The organism is Gammaproteobacteria bacterium (assembly GCA_016195665.1).
In the GTDB taxonomy this organism is placed as follows: Bacteria; Pseudomonadota; Gammaproteobacteria; order SURF-13; family SURF-13; genus JACPZD01.
Genome location: JACPZD010000024.1, coordinates 24,753 through 42,836, shown reverse-complemented (window position 1 = coordinate 42,836; position 18,084 = coordinate 24,753). Strand labels below are relative to the sequence as shown.

Here is an 18,084-nt window from a genome sequence, read left to right as displayed (position 1 = left end):
TATTCGGAGGTTCCGTGTGGTGCAGGGAGCGCCAGAGCTTCCACAAACGTTACCTCCATTCACAACAATACGCATAGGCGTCGTCAGGGTCAAGCACATGTTGATTTTTGAACATTCGCAGCAGGGCCGCATTAATTCCTCGCAGTCACCGCTCGACAAACCGGAAGCGACGGACATTCCGCAACATCTGCGCCGCGCGCGGCGCCCCTTGTTACCTGAAGTCTCCGAGATGCAGGCCGTGCGGCATTATACAAAGTTGTCGCAGAAGAACTTCTCGATAGACACGCACTTCTATCCGCTCGGCTCCTGCACCATGAAGTACAACCCGCGTGCGTGCAACAAGCTCGCGCTGTTGCCGGGTTTTTCGGGGAGACATCCGGGCGCACCGGAAAGCTACAGCCAGGGATTTTTGGCGTGCATGTACGAGTTGCAGGAAATGCTCAAGGACGTGACGGGCATGAAGGCGGTGTCGCTTACGCCGATGGCCGGAGCACAGGGCGAATTCGCGGGGGTGGCCATGATCCGCGCCTATCACGATGCGCGCGGCGACACGGCGCGCAGCGAAATCCTGGCGCCCGATGCCGCGCACGGCACCAACCCCGCCACCGCCGCGATGTGCGGCTACACGGTGCGCGAGATTCCCACCGACGGCGATGGCGATATTGATCTTGAGCAATTGCGCGCCGCGGTGGGGTCGCACACGGCGGGCCTGATGCTCACCAACCCCTCGACATTGGGCGTGTTTGAAAAGGATATTCAACAGGTACAAAAAATTGTGCATGATGCGGGTGGGCTGCTCTACTACGACGGCGCCAATCTCAACGCCATTCTCGGCAAGGTAAAGCCCGGCGACATGGGCTTCGACGTAATCCACATGAATCTGCACAAGACCTTCTCCACGCCGCACGGCGGCGGTGGGCCGGGCGCGGGGCCGGTGGGTGTGAATGATCGCTTGCTGCCGTTTCTTCCCATCCCCATCGTGGGCAAGGAAAAAGAAGGTGTTTACCGCTGGCTCACGGAAAAGGATTATCCGCAGAGCATCGGTCGTTTATCGGCACACATGGGCAACGCCGGCGTGCTGTTGCGTGCCTATGTGTACGCGCGGCTGCTGGGCCGTGAAGGCATGCCCAGGGTAGCCGAGTTCGCCACGCTGAACGCCAATTACCTGATGGCGAAGTTGACCCGGCTCGGCTATCAGGCGGCCTATCCCAACCGGCGTGCGACGCACGAGTTCATTCTCACCCTGAAAAAACTCAAGGATGAAACCGGTGTGTCCACAATGGATGTCGCGAAGCGTTTGCTCGATTACGGCTATCACGCACCCACCACGTATTTCCCGTTGCTCGTGCCGGAGTGTTTGCTGATCGAACCCACCGAGACCGAGAGCAAGGAGGAGCTGGATGGATTTATTACCGCGATGCAAAAGATACTTGCTGAGGCGCATGCCACACCTGAGCAGGTGAAAGGGGCGCCCTACACCACACCGGTGCGCCGTCTGGATGATGTCAAGGCTGCACGCGAGTTGGATCTTGTGTGGCAACCATAGTGGTCTGTGCCTTGGCCTGCGCTTGCTGGGTATGATTGAGATGGCTGAGAAATTGCTGCGTACAAGCCGCCCAGGTGTACTTCAGGGCTGCTGCGCGGCAACTTACGTGATCGAGTGACAGAGCCTTAACCGCAGCGTTTTGTAAATCCTCATCCAGATAACCGAACTCACCGCTGACGATGATGTCGGCCGGCCCGCGCACGGGATAGGCGGCAACTGGCACGCCGCAAGCCAGCGCCTCGATCACCACCAGACCGAAGGTGTCGGTGCGACTGGGAAAGACGAACACATCGGCCTGCGCAAGGTGCAGCGCGAGATCTTCGCCGGTCTTGAAACCGGCAAAAATGACCTCGGGATAACGCTGCATCAGCTTTGACATGTCCGGCCCATCGCCGATAACGTACTTGGTGCCGGGCAGATCGAGTTTCAGAAAGGCCTCGATATTTTTTTCGACCGCGACGCGCCCAAGGTAACTAAAGACCGGACGTGGACACGTCAGTAACTTTTTTTCGCGTGGGCGGAATAATTCCGTATCCACGCCGCGTGACCAGATCACCAGATTTGGAAAACCCTTTTCCGTCAACTCTTGTCTGAGCGCCTCGGTCGCCACCATGGTGTATTGGGCCGCGCCGTGAAACCAGCGCTGAAAGGCGTAGGTCAGCGCGAGCGGGATATGAAAACGCAGCTTCACATATTCCGGAAAGCGGGTGTGAAACGAAGTGGTAAAAGGAAAGTTTTGTTTTAGACACCAGGCGCGCGCCGCCAGACCTAACGGGCCTTCAGTGGCGATGTGTACGGCATCCGCTTGGAAGGTTTTTAATAACTCGCGAACCTTTTTAGAGGGGGCAATGGCAAGCCGGATTTCGGAGTAAGTTGGACAGGGAATGGTCTTGAAGTGATCCGGCGTGATAGTGATGACGTGGTGGCCGAGCTTTTCAAGCTCTTGTTTGGTTTTGAAGAGCGTCGTGACGACGCCGTTAATCTGCGGAAACCAGGCGTCGCTGACTAGAACTATTTTCATACTCTCCTTCCTTAAGTAAAAACACACTCTCTTCCGCCCAACGTATCACCGCCAGGGCGCCGTCGGGATGCTCCACCAGCGCGGTGCAGCTCTCCACCCAGTCGCCGTCATTGCAATACAGAACGCCGTCGAAGTCTTCGATCGCCGCTTTATGGATATGCCCGCAAATAACGCCGTGCAGCTTGCGTTTTCTGGCTTCGTGCACCAGGACCTCTTCGAACTTGCTGATATAGCTCACGGCGTTTTTCACCTTATGTTTCAGATAGGCGGCAAGCGACCAATAAGGGAAACCGAATTTGCGGCGGAAGAAGTTGATGCCGCGGTTGGCGAACAATAGAAATTCGTACATCCCACTGCCGAGCTTGGCGAGCCACTTGCTATATTTCACTACACTATCGAATTCATCGCCGTGGATTACCAGCAGCCTGCGCCCGTCAGCCGTTTTGTGTACCGCCTCGGTGCAGATGCGCACCTTCCCAAAGGTGTGGCCCGCGTAGTCGCGAAACAATTCATCATGGTTACCGGGGACATAAATGACCTTGGCGCCGTTGGCGGCCTTGTTCAGGATGGTCTGCACCACGTCATTGTGCAGTTTGGGCCAGTACCAAAAGGTTTTCATGCTCCAGAGATCAATCACGTCGCCGACCAGATACAGATAATCGGATTGGGTCTGCTTGAGAAAATCGAGAAGAAATTCCGCCTTGCAGGCGCGGATGCCGAGGTGAACATCGGATATCCAAATGGCTCTAAAGTGCAGCGGGCTGGTCATACCGAGCTCCTCTTGACGCTCCCGAACTTACGGTAGTCTGTAGCAGAGATGTTACAATTCAATGAAATAGAGTCTTAAGCTAAATAAATTTGTGAGCCGCACTGTCACTAAACTGTAATGTTGCTTGAATCGTAAACTACTGTTATCTTGCCCGAGCTATTCGTGTCCGCCCATGGCCAACCACAACCAAACCAATGAATTCAAGCGCCTCGTTCGGGCCTTTAACTATTCCGTTGCGGGACTGCGCGCCACTTGGCGCAACGAGGCAGCGTTTCGTGTCGAAATCATTCTGTTTTTTATCATGGCCCCGCTCGCCTTATGGCTGGGAAGCGGCGCCATGGAACGCGCCCTCCTGCTCGGCAGCCTGTTTTTGGTGCTGATCGTGGAGGTGATCAACTCCAGCATCGAGGCGGCGATAGATCGAATCGGTACCGAGCATCACACGCTTTCCGGCCGCGCCAAGGACATGGCCTCGGCGGCGGTGTTGCTCACGCTCACCAACGCCCTGGTGATATGGGGTGTGATTTTCATTGAAAAGTTTTATTGAAGGCCGAATAAATTCGGCCCTACCACTGACCGAAGGAATTTCCATGGCAGCGCTCATTTGCGGTTCATTCGCCTACGACACCATCATGGTGTTTCATGACCGCTTCAAGAATCACATCCTGCCGGAGCAGGTGCATATCCTGAGCGTTTCGTTTCTGGTGCCGGAGTTGCGCCGCGAGTACGGCGGCTGCGCGGGCAACATCGCCTACAATCTGAGCATGTTGGGCGGCAAGGCGTTGCCGATGGGCACGGTGGGAAAGGACTTCACGCCCTACCGCGAATGGCTGTTGCGCTGCGGTGTCGGCGTGAAGCACATCAAAGAGATCGCCGACACCTTTACGGCGCAGGCCTTTATCACCACCGACCTCGACGACAATCAGATCACGGCATTTCATCCGGGCGCCATGAACCACGCCCATGAAAACCGCGTGACGGACGCAAAAGATGTGAGGGTCGGCATCATCGCGCCGGATGGCCGCGAAGGAATGATTCAACACGCGGCGCAGTTTCACGAGACGGGAATCCCTTTTGTCTTTGACCCCGGTCAAGGTCTGCCGATGTTCGACGGAGCGGATCTGATGAAATTTTTGGAGCAGGCCACCTGGGCGGCCTTCAACGACTATGAGTTCCAACTTGTGCTGCAGCGCACCGGCAAATCCATAGACGAGTTGATGCACACCATGCAAGCCCTGATTGTGACGCATGGCGCCAAAGGCTCAACGATTTACACGGGTGATAAAACATTTGGCATCCCCGTCGCCCAACCCAGCCGCCTGGCCGATCCGACCGGCTGCGGCGACGCCTACCGCGCTGGTCTCTTGTACGGCTTGATGAACGATCTGGATTGGGACACGACCGGCCGCATCGCGGCGCTCATGGGCGCCATTAAGATCGAACAGCACGGCACGCAAAATCACCGCTTTGAAAAGGCCGAGTTCGAGGCGCGCTTCAAGGACAGTTTCGGTTACGCGTTATAAAGTAGGCCGAATGAATTCGGCCCTACAACTTCTATGATCCTCCCAGCCGCAGCCCAAGCTCGGCCAACTCTGTCACCGGCGCACTGCAAACGTTACCCTCGCAGACATAGGCGACAGGCCGGTCTTTGGGCGCGCGCAGGGCGAGCGCGCCGGGCAGGTGGGGTTCGTTTGCGGGAATGGCGAAGCACAGGCGGCGCGGGGCGTAACCCGATGCGCAGAACGATTGCCACTCCGGGATCGTCGCTCCCGGCGTCCTGCCTCCCGCGACACTAGCACTTCCATGTGCGTCGTCGGCCGGTTCGCCGCGCAGGATGATGATCTGTGGCGGAGTGAGTATCTCTTCCAGGGCAAGCAGCATGCTGTCATGGGCATACGGTGCACGGGTGATGTCGTCCCAGCCCGCCTTGAGTGCGCGCTCGGCGGCGTCGAGATAGCGGGTCTCGCCCAGCAGATGGCCGAGGCGATTCAGGGCGTAGGCGGCGATGCCGTTGCCGGCGGGCGTGGCGTCGTCCGTGAGGGGTTTGGGGCGGTGGATGAGTTGTTCGTGATCGTCGGCGGTGAAATAAAATCCTCCTTGTGATTTATCTTTAAAATGCTCCAGCAATACCTCGGCCAGTTGCACGGCGAAGTTCAAATCATCCGTTCGCCAGCGCACCTGTAACAGTTCCAGGACGGCGTCAAGCAGATAGGCATAGTCATCCAGATAGGCCATCAGATGCGCGCGGCCGTCTTTGTAGGTGGCGAGCAGCCGGCCGTCACTCCATAGTGTGGTTTTGATGAAGTGCAACGACCGTTCCGCGGAGTGGAGTAATTCCGGTTCGTTGAGTAGACGGCCCGCTACCGCCATGCCCTTAATCATCAGGGCGTTCCAGGAGGTGAGGATCTTTTCATCTCGTCCCGGATGCACGCGCTGTTCGCGCGCCTTGAGTAATTTTGCGCGCGCGGCATCGAGAATTTTTATAACCTCCGTCTCGCTCAGCTTCAGTTCATGGGAAACTGCTGCGATATCAGCAAATACATGCAGATGCCAGCGATTCTCAAAGTTCGCAGGCCGGTCAAGTCCAAAGCGCCGGGCGAAGACGCTGTACTCCTGCTCATCCAGCAGGGCGCGCTCTTCTTCCCGGCTCCATACGTAGAACCTGCCTTCATGACCCTCGGAGTCGGCATCCAGGCTGGAGTAATAACCGCCCTCGGGCGATTGCATCTCGCGCATTACCCATTGCGCGGTTTCCAGGGCGATGCGCTTAAAGAGGGGATCATTGGTGGCCGCCCAGGCCTGCGCGTACAGCGCGAGTAGCAGGCCGTTGTCGTAGAGCATCTTTTCAAAGTGCGGGATCATCCACTGCTCGTCCACCGCGTAGCGGCAGAAGCCGCCGCCCAGTTGATCGTAGATGCCGCCCTTCGCCATCGCTTGCAGGGTAAAGCTCGCCATCGCTAATGCCTGACCATCGGCGTTGGAGGCGGTACGGCTGTGTGACCAATGGCGCAGCAGCCGTTCGATGTGTGGGGGATGGGGAAACTTGGGCGCGCCGCCGAAGCCGCCGTAGCGGGCGTCGAAGCTGCTTTCCAACTGGCGGCGCGCTATTTCCAGCGGCTCGCCGTTGAGGGTGACATCGCCCGTGAGAGGTGCGGGATTGACGCTTTGCAGGGCGTTGAGCAGGGCCGCGTTTTGCCGGTTGATCTCACCTCCGCGCGTGCGATAAAAGGCCTCGATGCGTCGCAACAGGTCGGTAAAGGCGGGCATGCCGTAACGGGGGGTGCGGGGGAAGTAGGTGCCCGCGAAAAATGGCGTTTGGTCCTCCGGCGTCAACACCAGGGTGAGCGGCCAGCCGCCTCCCTGGCCGGTGAGGAGTTGGTGGGCCGTTTGGTAGATCTTGTCGAGGTCGGGGCGTTCCTCCCGGTCCACCTTGATGTTGACGAACAATTCGTTCATGACCTGGGCGGTGGCCGGGTCTTCGAACGATTCGTGGGCCATGACGTGACACCAGTGACAGGCCGAATAGCCGATCGAAAGCAGGATCGGCTTGCCCTCGCGTCGGGCCCGCTCCAGCGCCTCCGGGCCCCACGGGTACCAGTCCACGGGGTTGTGGGCGTGTTGCAGTAAATAGGGGCTGGTTTCTCGGCTCAGGCGGTTGGTGAATTCGCTGTGCGACATATTTGCGGAACCTTTGATTGTGTGGTGAACTATGAACTGAATTGGCCGAATGAATCCGGCCCTACAGGTGATGGGGGGCTATGCGCATCCTGATTATAGAAGACGATATGGGCATCACGTCCATCCTGCAGGATTTCTTCAGCGACAAAGGGCACATGGTCAGCGTAGCGGAAGATGGCATCACCGGCCTGCACCTGGCGGTGGTGAACGACTACGACGCCATTGTACTCGATCTCATGTTGCCGGGGATGGACGGCGTAGACCTGTGCCAAAAATTGCGTCAAGAAGCACGCAAGAATACGCCGGTGCTGATGCTGACGGCCCGCGACACCTTGCCGGAAAAGCTCGCCGGATTTAACAGCGGGGCGGATGACTATGTGGTCAAACCCTTTGCGTTGCAGGAAATCGAGGCGCGCCTGCAGGCCCTGACGCGGCGCGGGGCAACTCCCGGTTCGGCGATCATCCAGGTGGCCGATCTGGTGTACGATCCGCTCACCCGGCGGGTGCGGCGCGGTGAACGTGCAATTGGACGCCGACAGCATAAGTATTGAAGACACGGGCGTAGGGATTACCTCCGCCGACTTGCCGCATGTATTCGAGCCCCACTTTCGCGGCGGCAATACCGCCGGCGTCCCGGGCGGCGCAGGCATGGGCTTGCCCCTGGTCAAGCGCATCTGCGACCGCTACAACTGGCGCATCCATCTGCGCAGCAGCCGCGGCAAGGGGACTCAAGTACGTCTGGTGTTTGCGGACGAAAAGCCGGCATGAGTCCATCAGCTTGGCCTGCTAACCCGTGGCGCTGGCTGGTGCCGCTCGCCGGTGTTCTCGCGATGGCGGCCATAGTTATCACCGGCAGCAATCGCACCTTGTTTCTGTGGATTAATAAACAGGGCCTGTTCGCCGACGATGTTGTGTGGGCGGCCATGACGATGCTGGGTGACGGCTGGATTGCCATGATCTTACTGCTGCCGCTGGCGGGCCGGCGCCCGGACATCCTCTGGGCAGCCATGATTGCCGGTCTACTCAGTACCGTGCTGGTGGTCGGCCTCAAACTCGCGTTCGGCGTTGCACGTCCGCCGGCCGTGTTGTCACCCGAGAGCTTTCATCTCATCGGCCCCGCCCTCAAGGCCACGGCCTTTCCCTCCGGCCACACGGCTACTATCTTCGCCTGGGCGGGGGTGGTCGCACTCGGTTTTAAGAATGGATGGCTAGGGGCGGGCCTGTTGCTCATCGCCGCCGCCGTCGGGCTATCGCGCATCATGGTGGGCGTGCATTGGCCGCTCGACGTACTGGGCGGGGCGCTGCTCGGCTGGATGAGCGCGGTGTGGGCGATAGAGCTTGCGCGCCGCTGGCCGCGGGGCATGGAGATCGCCACGCAGCGCCTGATCGCAGCGGTGCTCGCCTTGGCGGCGCTGTATCTGCTGCTGTGGCCGGTGACCAGTTATGCGGATACACAAGTATTGCAGCGCGTCATTGCGCTGAGCTGTTTGATGCTGGCCCTGCCGGGCTTGATACGTCTATTCGTGACTTCACACGGATGAGCGCAATCCCGTTTTTGTAATAAAGCGTCTCGTAGCCCTTGAGGCGCGGCAGATAGCTCGACTTGGTCAGTGCGATCTCGCCGGGGCGCGGTTCGCGCCGCTCCACCAGCCGTTCGCTGTAAACATTAAAGCTCGGCGCGTTCAGTCCCCACATGACCACCGCATAATCGGCCCGCTTGGCGATGAGCGCCGCCTCCTTGATGGGCGATTGCAAAATCTGCCCCGCTATCGGCAGCACAAACAGCGCCACCCCCGTCACGGTAACGAGCCCGCTGCACAACAATTTTCCCGGATTGCTAAACCGGTTTTCAAACATAAAGTACACAGTGAGTAAAATGGCCAGCGAAAAAAATAATCTGTAGGGGAATGAAAAGTAATCGCCCGCATCGCGCAATGTGTCTCGAATAAACACATCCTGCACCGCCGCGAGCCAGGCATGAATCAGTTCGGGGAGAAACAGCAAGGCGGTAAACAAGAGCAGCGGCGGCAGAAGGATCATGAATCCGGAGCGCAATGTGTCCAGGTACATGGCCATCAAGATGATGGCGGCGGGATAGCCGTACACCGCATAGTGAGGCAGCTTGGTGCCGGAAAACGAAAAAAATATCAGGACGAATAAAAACCATATCAGAAGGTAACGTTTTAGATCATCGTTGACGATTTCGCCGAGACGGGTGAAGGTTTTGAACAGCAGTGCGGTATAAGGCAACAGACCGATGAGGACGACCGGGATATAATAAAAAACCCCGCCGCCATGCTGCTCAAAGGTTTCCCCAAAGCGGGCGATATTATGCTTGAAAAAAAACCCCTGGATAAAGGCGTCGCCCTCTCTGAGGTACTGCGCGACGTACCAGGGCAGGGCCAGCAGGCCGAACAGCGCCATCGCACGAAGATTAAACAGCGCCATGAGCCAAGTCCTGAATTCACCCTTGCTCAAAAAAAACAACAGACTCACGGCGAGTGGTATGACCACCGCAACCGGCCCCTTGGTGAGAAAGCCCAGGGCCATGGCTGCGGCGCTGAGATAGACATATCTCAGTTCGCGTGACTGATAGAAAAGATAAATACTAAACAGTGCACCGCTGAGAAACAGATTCAATAGGGCGTCCGCGATGGCGGCCTTGGCGATGAGCGAGACCTGCAAGCTGCTGGCCGTGATGATGGCGGCATACAAGGCCGTGGCGGTGGTCGTGTACCGCTTTGTGAAAAGAAAGATCAGCCAGCTCCACAACGCGGCCGCCAAGGCCGAGGGTAACCGCAACGCCAATTCATTAAGCCCCAAGCTCCAGACGCTCGCGGCCTGCAGCCAGTGGATCAGCACCGGTTTGTCGTAACGCGGCTCACCATTCAGGTAGGGGGAAATAAAATCGCCGCGCACGAACATCTCGCGGGTGGCCTCGCTGAAGGCGCCCTCATCCAGATCGAACAGCGGCACCGCATGGATATTGAGAAAAAAACCGGCCAGCACACAGGCGGCGAACAGGGTGTAAAGCCCTATGTTGGAGCGAGTGAGGCTGTTCATGTCGCGGGCCCTAGAGTCCATTTCGGATAAAACCATATTCACCGCGGAGGGCGCGGAGAGATAAGTTCAAAAAGACTTGGTTCAGCTCCGCGCCCTCTGCGGTAAATTGTTTTTGCTTGATGATCTTCCTCGTAGAATGGGAGAAAGGGTTGCGCTGCGCGCTCGCGCCACCTACACTGAGTCAGCACCCTCATCGCCAACCAGCCCGCCAAACTACCTCGTGAAGCTATCATATCTCACAGGCATCGCTCTCTTCATCGCCTTCGTGGCGCTGATCGAATTCTATTTCGGTTGGCGGAATTTGCTCGCTCCCTGGCGGGCCTTGCCCTATAGTCTATTATTCTTGGCTATTATACTGACGTTTTTTACTTACTGGGTCAGGGCCATGCGTCTGTATGACTATTTCCGCGATGAAATGCGGGGGGCGTTCGCGGCCTGTCTCAAGCTCATGCTGCTGCATAATTTTTTTAATAATCTGCTCCCGATGCGGACCGGAGAGGTTTCCTTCCCCATACTCATGAAGCGCTACTTCGACGTGCCGCTGATGCGTTCCACCCCCGCACTGCTATGGTTTCGGGTGCTGGACTTGCACACCCTGGTGCTGCTCGCGCTGGGGATTACTCTTCGGCCCTGGACGTATGCCGGCGCTGCGTGCCTGCTATGGCTGAGCGTGCCGTATCTGCTGTTTCTGGCTAATGCAAAGCTACTCAACTATATGAACGCCCATCCGGGCGGCCGTCCGCGCAGACTGCTGCACAAGATTTTAACCAGCCTGCCATACAGCCACAGCGCCTTCTGGCGCGCCTGGCTGTGGACCGCCATCAACTGGGTCGTCAAGCTGGGCGTGTTTGTCTGGGTGTTGCGATTGTTTATCGAGATCCCGTTCGCCGCCGCCTGGCTCGGCGTGATTGGCGGCGATGTGACCAGCGTGCTGCCCATCCACGCCTTCGCGGGCGCCGGCACCTACGAGGCGGGCGTGGTGGCGGCCTTACTGCCGTTCGGCGCACCGGCCGTGGCCGCCTTCAAGGCCGCTGTCAACCTGCACTTATTCTTGCTGGCCACCACGCTGCTGGGCGGTGCGTTGAGTCTATTGCTTTCACGACCTGCCCAACATGGATGAGGCGCTGCTCGTCTGGATCAACCAGTCCTGGGCGCATCCTTGGAATGATGTCCTGTTTTCCTGGCTTTCCGACCGCAACACCTTCGCCTTTCCGCTGCTGGCCGTTATGCTCGCGCTAAGCATAAAACAGTATGGTCGGGATGGAGTGCGGCTGTGGCTGGCGTTGCTTGCTCTGGTCATCGTCGGCGATGCGATTGGCAATCTGGCCAAACACCTCTGGGCGCAACCGCGCCCGTGCTATGTCATCGCTGAGTTGCTGCGGCTGCCCAACGGGCGCTGCGGATCTCAGTTGAACGGCATCCCTTCCAACCACGCGCTCAATTTTTTTGCGGTAGCCACCTTCATGAGTTTCATGACCCGTTCGCGCAGATGGGCGCTGACGCTGTTCAGCATCGCTCTATTAGTCACGATCTCCCGTGTCTATCTCGGCAAGCACTATCCGAGTCAGGTGTTGACCGGCGCCGTGATCGGAACCCTGCTGGCTTACCTTGCCGCCCTCATCGGCGTACAATATTCTGATTTTATGCGCCGCATTCGGGCCCGCTCTCAGCTATCGTCATGAACACTTCCCTTGAGTTGACCGCGCACCGCGTCTCGCTCGTCGTGCCTCTGTACAACGAGGCGGAGAGCGTCGCGCCGCTGCTCGCGCGCGTGCACGAGGTACTGGCCGGTTATCGCCATCCGTGGGAGTTGATTCTGGTCAGTGACGGCAGCACAGACGACACGGAACGAGTGATGCGGCAGGGCATCGCCCAATATGGCGGACATGTACGCAGCATAACTCTGCAACGCAACTTCGGTCAGACCGCTGCCATGCAGGCGGGCATTGATGCGGCGCGCGGCGACGTGATCGTCACGCTGGACGGCGACCTGCAAAACGACCCGGCCGACATCCCGCGCATGGTGCAGCGCCTGCTGGACGAAGATCTCGATCTGCTGGTCGGCTGGCGCAAAGACCGCAAAGACAGCCTCTGGCTGCGCACCATTCCCTCGCGCATCGCCAATTGGCTGATCGGACGGATGACCGAGGTGCGCCTGCACGATTACGGGTGCAGCCTCAAGGTATATCGCGCGCAGGTCATCAAGAACGTCCGCCTGTACGGCGAGATGCACCGCTTCATCCCGGCCTGGATGGCCGCGCACACGGCAACCTCGCGCATCAAGGAGGAAGTCGTCGCTCATTCGCCGCGTCAATTCGGCGTCTCCAAATACGGTCTCTCGCGCACCTTCCGCGTGATTATGGACCTACTTTCAGTGTACTTCTTCATCCGCTTCCGCGCGCGCCCCGGTCACTACTTCGGCGGTATAGCACTCGCGTTCGGCGTCATCGGTTTCATCGGCATGAGTTATCTATTCATTCTCAAGATCTTTTTCGGGGAGAACATCGGCACTCGTCCATTGTTGATGATAAGCGTATTGCTCATTGTGATGGCCGTGCAGTTTCTCACCACCGGTGTGTTAAGCGAACTGATTGCCCGCACCTATTTCGAATCGGGCCAGGCCCGCTCATATATCATGCGCAACCCCGAAAGTCCGGAGGAATCAGCCGAGGCGGGCTGGAAGCATTCGGCATGATGCTCGGCAAGAGAGGCGCCATCCTCGCCCTGCCGGTTTTTTTACTCAGCCTGCCGCTCCTCAAGGCCGTGCTGATGCAGAGCGCAGGTCTGGAGCTGCACTTCGATGAGGCCCAGTACTGGGAATGGTCACGCCAGCTTGACTGGTCTTATTATTCCAAGGGCCCGCTGGTCGCTTGGCTGATTGCATTATCCGAAACCCTATTCGGCCACGGCGCCTGGCAAGCCCGCCTCCCCGCCTGGTTGGCCTACAGCGGTTTCCTTGCTCTGTTGTTCTACTTTGCACAACAAGTGTGGAACAGCCGCGCGGCGAGCGGGTGGGTGCTGCTGTTGGGGCTCACCACGCCGCTGTTCTTCACTCTCGGATCGGTGATGACCACCGACATCCTGTTGTTGCTGCTGTGGACATGGGGTCTGTGGGCCGCGTGGCGTGCGCTGTTTCGCGGCCGGTCACTTGCGTGGTATGAGTTCGGCGCGGCGGCGGGCCTCGGAGGGCTGACCAAGCTCAGCATAGTCTTGCTGCCTGTTTTTGTTGGGGGGTGGCTGCTGCTCACCCGCGCCGGCCGCGAGCAACTCAAGACCCCCCATCCGTGGCTGGCGGCGCTGCTGGCCCTGGTCCTGTTCAGCCCGGTGGTCCTCTGGAACGCTCAGCACGATTGGGTCATGTTTCGTCACGAGCTGGGTCATGTCGCGCATGACACATGGTCGCTGAACAGCCTGCTGGATTTTTCACTGACTCAAATTTTTACCTTGTCGCCGCTGGTGGTGTTGGCGGCGGCCAGCGTGTTATGGCGCAAGCCTGCATCCGAGCAGCAACGCTTCTTGTGGTATTCGTCGCTGTTCCTGTTAGGATTTTTTTTAATCAAGGCGTTCAGCGCCAAGGTTCAACTCAACTGGGCGGCGCCGGGTTATATCGGATTTCTGATTCTGTTCGCGGGACAGCTACCCAATCTCGCGCGCGTGAAGCGGGCGTTTGTTTACGTCGGGGTGTTCATGTCGCTGACGATGATCGCGATCGGCCATTTTCCCTATAGCTTTGGCTTGGCAAGTCAGCAGGACCCGTTTCGTAAAATGCGCGCCTGGCAGGCGCCGGTGGCGACAGTGCAGATCGCCCTAGAGGAGGCGGGCAAGCCCATCGAATTTATTCTTACCGATTCGTATACTCTAGCGGGCGAACTGGCCTTTTACTGGCTAACCCCGATGCCTGTTTACATCACCGGCAACGCCACGCGCCGTTACAATCAACACGATCTATGGCCCGGCATCGAACGCGAGGCGGGGCGTAATGGCGCGTACATAAGTACCTCCACCGAACCGCCGCCGGAATTACTGCGCGCCTTCACCCATTGCGTGCTGCTCCCGCCGGTGACCGCCTATGCGCCCGACGGCGCCGTGCTGCGCACCCTCTACGCAAGACACTGCACGGGCTATCAGCCGATTACCTGGCCGCGCCCGTCGCGTTATTAAGGAAATCCTGAGTCATGTTGAACCGCCAAGGCGCCAAGACCGCCAAGATTTCTTGCTTACCATTCAAATCTTTTTTCTCGGCGACCTTGGCGTCTTGGCGGTTGGCGATATATTTTTCAGAGATCACTTAAATGAGCACTCCAAAAACCCTCGCGCCGTTGCGTCTGAAAAAGAAAGAAGAGCGCCGCCTGCACACCGGTCATCTGTGGGTATTCAGTAACGAGGTGGACGTCGCGCACACGCCGCTGACGGGTTTCGAACCCGGCCAGCTTGTCAGCATCGAGGCGAGTAATGGCGCCGTGCTCGGCACCGGCTATGCCAATCCGCACTCGCTCATCTGCGCGCGGTTGGTGAGCCGTGACCCGCACTACGTGCTCGATCAGTCGCTGCTGGTGCACCGCCTCAATATCGCACTGTCACTGCGCGAACGGTTGTTCGACAAGCCTTATTATCGCCTGGTGTTCGGCGAGGGCGATGCCCTGCCGGGCCTGGTGGTGGACCGCTACGGCGATGTACTGGTCGTGCAACTCACCACCGCGGGCATGGAGCGCGTCAAAATAGAGGTGGTCGCCGCTCTGCAAAAAGTCATCAAGCCCCGCGCCATCGTTCTGCGCAACGATACTTCCAGTCGCGCTCTGGAAGGCTTGCCAAAGTATGTTGAAACGGTACTGGGTGAAACCCCCGAGTGGGTCAGGCTGGAAGAAAACGGCGTAGTGTTCGACGTCCCGGTATTGACCGGACAAAAAACCGGCTGGTTTTACGACCACCGCATGAATCGTGCACGCATGCAGCACTATGTAAAAGACCGGCGCGTGTTGGATGTTTTCAGCTATCTCGGTGGCTGGGGCGTGCAGGCCGCAGCGGCGGGAGCGAGCGAGGTGCTGTGCGTGGATTCCTCCCAGAGCGCCCTAGCTCAACTCCGCCACAATGCCGCGCTCAATGGCGTCACGGAGCGCGTCACGGGCATACAGGCCGATGCCTTCGACGCGCTCAAATCACTGCGCGCCGAGCGCCAAAAATTCGATGTCGTGATACTCGATCCGCCAGCCTTCATCAAACGCAAAAAAGACCTCAAGCAGGGCTTGCAGGCTTATCACCAACTCAACCAAATGGCCATGCAAGTGTTGGCGAAGGACGGCATTCTGATTTCAGCCTCCTGTTCCTACCACCTTGAATCCAACGCTCTGCAAGACGTGCTGTTGCAGACCAGCCGTCATGTAGACCGCAACCTGCAAATCCTCGAACAGGGCCAGCAAGGCCCCGATCACCCCGTCCACCCCGCCATCCCCGAAACCCGCTACCTCAATGCCTTTTTTACTCGCGTCTATCTAGGGTAGCTAGCACCGATAGTTGGGTGTAGGATGGAAAGGCAGTAGTAATTCCCCCCGCCGGGATCACCGCCCGGCAGAGGTCTTCAAGGCCCTGAGTTTTTCAGAGGTCTCTTCAGTCAACAAGCTCAAGAAATGAGGAGGATCTTATGGTTAAACGCTCCAAGAATCTTGTTTCCGAACTGCACCCCGCCGATCTCGATCTGCGCGCGCGTTGGCAAATCGAGGACTATATACACTGGCCGTGGCGGCCGAGGCCATGCAAGGTGCGCATTCTGTTTTATTCCGACAGCGGCGTCACACTCACCGACCCGCTCCCCAACCCCTTCACGCCCGGCAGCACGCCAGCTTTTGATCTCGGCAAGGTCAAGCAGGTGCTGAAGTCCGATCCCTGGTACTGGGTCAATTTTGACGTGACCTTCAAGCTGAGATCGCAGCCCAACAGCCGCCTCGACCAGTTGAATATCAGCGCCAACTACGACCAGATCTGGTTCTTCGGAGTAGGTTCCGGCAATGTATTGACCGCCGCCGAAATCACCGCGCTGAATAATTTCATGAACCAGGGCGGCGGCATCTTCATGACCGGCGATCACGCCAATCTGGGACAGGCCATCGGCCAACAGATCCCGCGCGCCGGCAAGATACGCCAGTGGCCGGCGCCCGACGCCGTTCAGCCCTTCTGGAACAACACCCTGCGCGAAGGGCCGACGCCCGGTTTTCAATTCGATGACCAGTCCGACGACACCCCGCAACCCTTGTCGCTGAAAACCTATCCCGCGGGATTCCCGTGGTCCTATAGTTGGTGGAAGCGTTACCCTCACCCGTTGTTTTGCAGCCAGTGGGGGCCGATAAAAATCTTCCCCGATCACCAGCACGAAGGCGAGGTGATTCTGCCGGGCAGCTTCCCGGCGGCCGAGTGGCCCAGCAAAAACGGCTTCCAGGCCAAGCCCGAACTCATCGCCTGGGGGCGCATCCTGTCGCCGGATGCCGACGTCGGCCGCACCGTGGCGGTCGCCGCCGCCTATGACGGGCATAGGGTGGACTTGGGCCGCATCGTCACCGACTCCACCTGGCATCACTTCTTCAACATCAATCTATGGGGCTACCCTCAAACGGCGCAAGGACTCAATGCACTGAAATATATCGAGGCCTATTACCTCAATCTCGCGGTGTGGCTCGCCCCGCCCAAGTTGCAGAGTTGCATGTTGAATGCCTTGTGCTGGGGCATCCTGTGGCACCCGAAGATATGGGAAGTTCTGGAACTCAAGCCGATTCATCTCGGCCTCCAGGCGCGCGACGTGTTAGGCCGCTATGCTCCGCAATGCACCATTTACCGCTTCATTATTGACCGCATCCCGCTGGATATTCGTCTCAAGCTCGAGAAGATTCCCGATGACGGCGATTTTCTACCGCAGGTGGGTCCCATTGAAGACCTCATCCTCGGCGAGATCTTGAGCGGCATGCGCGGCAAACACCAAGGCCTTGACGACACGCCCAAACCGCCTGCCGATCTCAAGAGTCTGGATAAGGTCGTGACCGCGGCCATCGAACGCAGCTTCGAGAGTTTGCTCACCACCCAGGAGCGCGCCCTCAAACAGTACCGAGCGATACTGCGCGGTATGCTCAAAAGCTGATCGAAAATACCCCTCCCCGTACGGGGAGGGGACTTTCATGTATCGCCGACAGGCTGTTATTCGACTGCCTGCTAGTCTATAATTGCGGCATGCTCCGCTACCCCCAGATTGATCCTGTCGCCCTTCATCTCGGCCCAATCAGCATCCACTGGTATGGCCTCATGTACCTCGTCGGGTTCGCCGCCGCCTGGTGGTTGGGCCGCTGGCGCGCGCAACGGCCCGGTTCGAATTGGATGCCGGAACAGATCGGCGATTTAATTTTCTACAGTGCGCTGGGCGCGGTGCTGGGTGGCAGGCTCGGCTATGTGCTGTTCTACGACCTCCCCGGTTTTCTCGACGCCCCACTGAACATCATCAAGGTCTGGCAGGGCGGCATGTCGTTTCACGGCGGATTGATGGGCGTCCTGATCGCCATGTGGCTCTTCGGCCGCCGTTACCGCAAGACCTTCTTTGAGGTCACGGATTTTGTCGCACCGCTGGCGCCCATCGGTCTTGGCGCGGGGCGCATCGGCAACTTCATCAACGGCGAACTGTGGGGCAAGGTGAGCGACGTGCCGTGGGCGATGGTGTTCCCCAACGGCGGACCTCTCGCGCGCCATCCTTCGCAGCTTTATCAGGCCTTTTTGGAAGGCCTGGTGCTGTTTGTTATCCTTTGGCTCTACTCCAGCAAACCGCGCCCTACGATGGCGGTCTCCGGCCTGTTTTTACTTTGCTATGGCGCATTCCGTTTTATCGTGGAATTCGTGCGCATGCCCGATGCCCAGTTGGGTTATCTCGCCTTCGGCTGGCTCACGATGGGGCAAGCGCTGTCCGTCCCGATGATTGTGGCCGGTTTGACGCTCCTATGGTTTTCTTATCGAAAATCTTCCATCCATAATATTTAG

General features: G+C 58.4%; 17 protein-coding genes. 13 read left to right on the top strand and 4 right to left on the bottom strand.

The features are described 5' to 3' along the window. The first annotated feature begins 97 nt into the window (after positions 1 to 97). Complete coding sequence (gene gcvPB / locus HY028_06430) at positions 98 to 1,546, top strand: aminomethyl-transferring glycine dehydrogenase subunit GcvPB (GenBank protein ID MBI3344473.1); 1,449 nt, start codon at positions 98 to 100, stop codon at positions 1,544 to 1,546. Here the strand turns inward: gcvPB and HY028_06425 are convergent. Continuing rightward, positions 1,506 to 2,567: a glycosyltransferase family 1 protein gene (locus HY028_06425; protein ID MBI3344472.1), complete on the bottom strand. Its 1,062-nt coding sequence runs from the start codon at positions 2,565 to 2,567 to the stop codon at positions 1,506 to 1,508. The two genes, gcvPB and HY028_06425, sit on opposite strands and share 41 nt — an antisense overlap. Beyond that, entirely contained in the window at positions 2,524 to 3,336 is an 813-nt protein-coding gene (locus HY028_06420) for a UDP-2,3-diacylglucosamine diphosphatase (protein MBI3344471.1), read from the bottom strand. The genes HY028_06425 and HY028_06420 overlap by 44 nt, the downstream gene beginning before the upstream one ends. A gap of 172 nt (positions 3,337 to 3,508) precedes the next feature. Between HY028_06420 and HY028_06415 the strand changes: the two genes are divergently transcribed. After that, positions 3,509 to 3,883, top strand: coding sequence for a diacylglycerol kinase (locus HY028_06415; protein ID MBI3344470.1), 375 nt, complete (start codon positions 3,509 to 3,511; stop codon positions 3,881 to 3,883). Between the two features lie 43 nt (positions 3,884 to 3,926). Then, positions 3,927 to 4,859, top strand: a complete 933-nt coding sequence (locus tag HY028_06410; GenBank protein MBI3344469.1) for a carbohydrate kinase family protein — start codon at positions 3,927 to 3,929, stop codon at positions 4,857 to 4,859. 31 nt (positions 4,860 to 4,890) lie between these two features. Here the strand turns inward: HY028_06410 and HY028_06405 are convergent, their stop codons facing one another. Next, positions 4,891 to 7,014, bottom strand: a complete 2,124-nt coding sequence (locus HY028_06405) for a thioredoxin domain-containing protein (GenBank protein ID MBI3344468.1) — start codon at positions 7,012 to 7,014, stop codon at positions 4,891 to 4,893. Positions 7,015 to 7,094: 80 nt separating this feature from the next. Here HY028_06405 and HY028_06400 point away from each other — a divergent pair, with 80 nt between their 5' ends. Genes HY028_06400 through HY028_06390 form a run of 3 tightly spaced genes read left to right on the top strand, consistent with a single transcriptional unit; the run spans position 7,095 to position 8,555 of the window. Then, positions 7,095 to 7,565 carry a response regulator transcription factor gene (locus HY028_06400; GenBank protein ID MBI3344467.1) on the top strand — a complete coding sequence of 157 codons (471 nt, stop codon included), beginning with the start codon at positions 7,095 to 7,097 and terminating at the stop codon, positions 7,563 to 7,565. Beyond that, the gene (locus HY028_06395) at positions 7,528 to 7,782 is read left to right on the top strand and encodes a sensor histidine kinase (GenBank protein ID MBI3344466.1); all 255 of its coding nucleotides are present in this window, start codon (positions 7,528 to 7,530) and stop codon (positions 7,780 to 7,782) included. Before HY028_06400 ends, HY028_06395 begins: the two co-directional genes overlap by 38 nt. Beyond that, complete coding sequence (locus HY028_06390; GenBank protein ID MBI3344465.1) at positions 7,779 to 8,555, top strand: phosphatase PAP2 family protein; 777 nt, start codon at positions 7,779 to 7,781, stop codon at positions 8,553 to 8,555. Before HY028_06395 ends, HY028_06390 begins: the two co-directional genes overlap by 4 nt. On the opposite strand, the gene HY028_06385 is transcribed toward HY028_06390, so the two are convergent. Beyond that, complete coding sequence (locus HY028_06385; GenBank protein MBI3344464.1) at positions 8,485 to 10,098, bottom strand: glycosyltransferase family 39 protein; 1,614 nt, start codon at positions 10,096 to 10,098, stop codon at positions 8,485 to 8,487. The genes HY028_06390 and HY028_06385 overlap by 71 nt on opposite strands. 115 nt (positions 10,099 to 10,213) lie before the next feature. Here HY028_06385 and HY028_06380 point away from each other — a divergent pair, with 115 nt between their 5' ends. The 7 genes from HY028_06380 (at position 10,214) to HY028_06350 (ending at position 18,084) form a co-directional block, all read left to right on the top strand. After that, complete coding sequence (locus tag HY028_06380) at positions 10,214 to 11,197, top strand: flippase-like domain-containing protein (GenBank protein ID MBI3344463.1); 984 nt, start codon at positions 10,214 to 10,216, stop codon at positions 11,195 to 11,197. After that, the gene (locus tag HY028_06375; GenBank protein MBI3344462.1) at positions 11,190 to 11,759 is read left to right on the top strand and encodes a phosphatase PAP2 family protein; all 570 of its coding nucleotides are present in this window, start codon (positions 11,190 to 11,192) and stop codon (positions 11,757 to 11,759) included. Before HY028_06380 ends, HY028_06375 begins: the two co-directional genes overlap by 8 nt. Then, positions 11,756 to 12,772 (top strand): glycosyltransferase family 2 protein, encoded by a 1,017-nt coding sequence (locus HY028_06370; protein MBI3344461.1) that lies wholly within the window; start codon positions 11,756 to 11,758, stop codon positions 12,770 to 12,772. The genes HY028_06375 and HY028_06370 overlap by 4 nt, the downstream gene beginning before the upstream one ends. Next, complete coding sequence (locus tag HY028_06365) at positions 12,772 to 14,238, top strand: glycosyltransferase family 39 protein (GenBank protein MBI3344460.1); 1,467 nt, start codon at positions 12,772 to 12,774, stop codon at positions 14,236 to 14,238. The genes HY028_06370 and HY028_06365 overlap by 1 nt, the downstream gene beginning before the upstream one ends. Before the next feature lie 131 nt (positions 14,239 to 14,369). Then, complete coding sequence (locus HY028_06360; GenBank protein ID MBI3344459.1) at positions 14,370 to 15,575, top strand: class I SAM-dependent rRNA methyltransferase; 1,206 nt, start codon at positions 14,370 to 14,372, stop codon at positions 15,573 to 15,575. A 140-nt stretch (positions 15,576 to 15,715) separates the two neighbouring features. Beyond that, entirely contained in the window at positions 15,716 to 17,200 is a 1,485-nt protein-coding gene (locus tag HY028_06355) for a hypothetical protein (GenBank protein ID MBI3344458.1), read from the top strand. A gap of 89 nt (positions 17,201 to 17,289) precedes the next feature. Then, positions 17,290 to 18,084, top strand: coding sequence for a prolipoprotein diacylglyceryl transferase (locus HY028_06350; GenBank protein MBI3344457.1), 795 nt, complete (start codon positions 17,290 to 17,292; stop codon positions 18,082 to 18,084).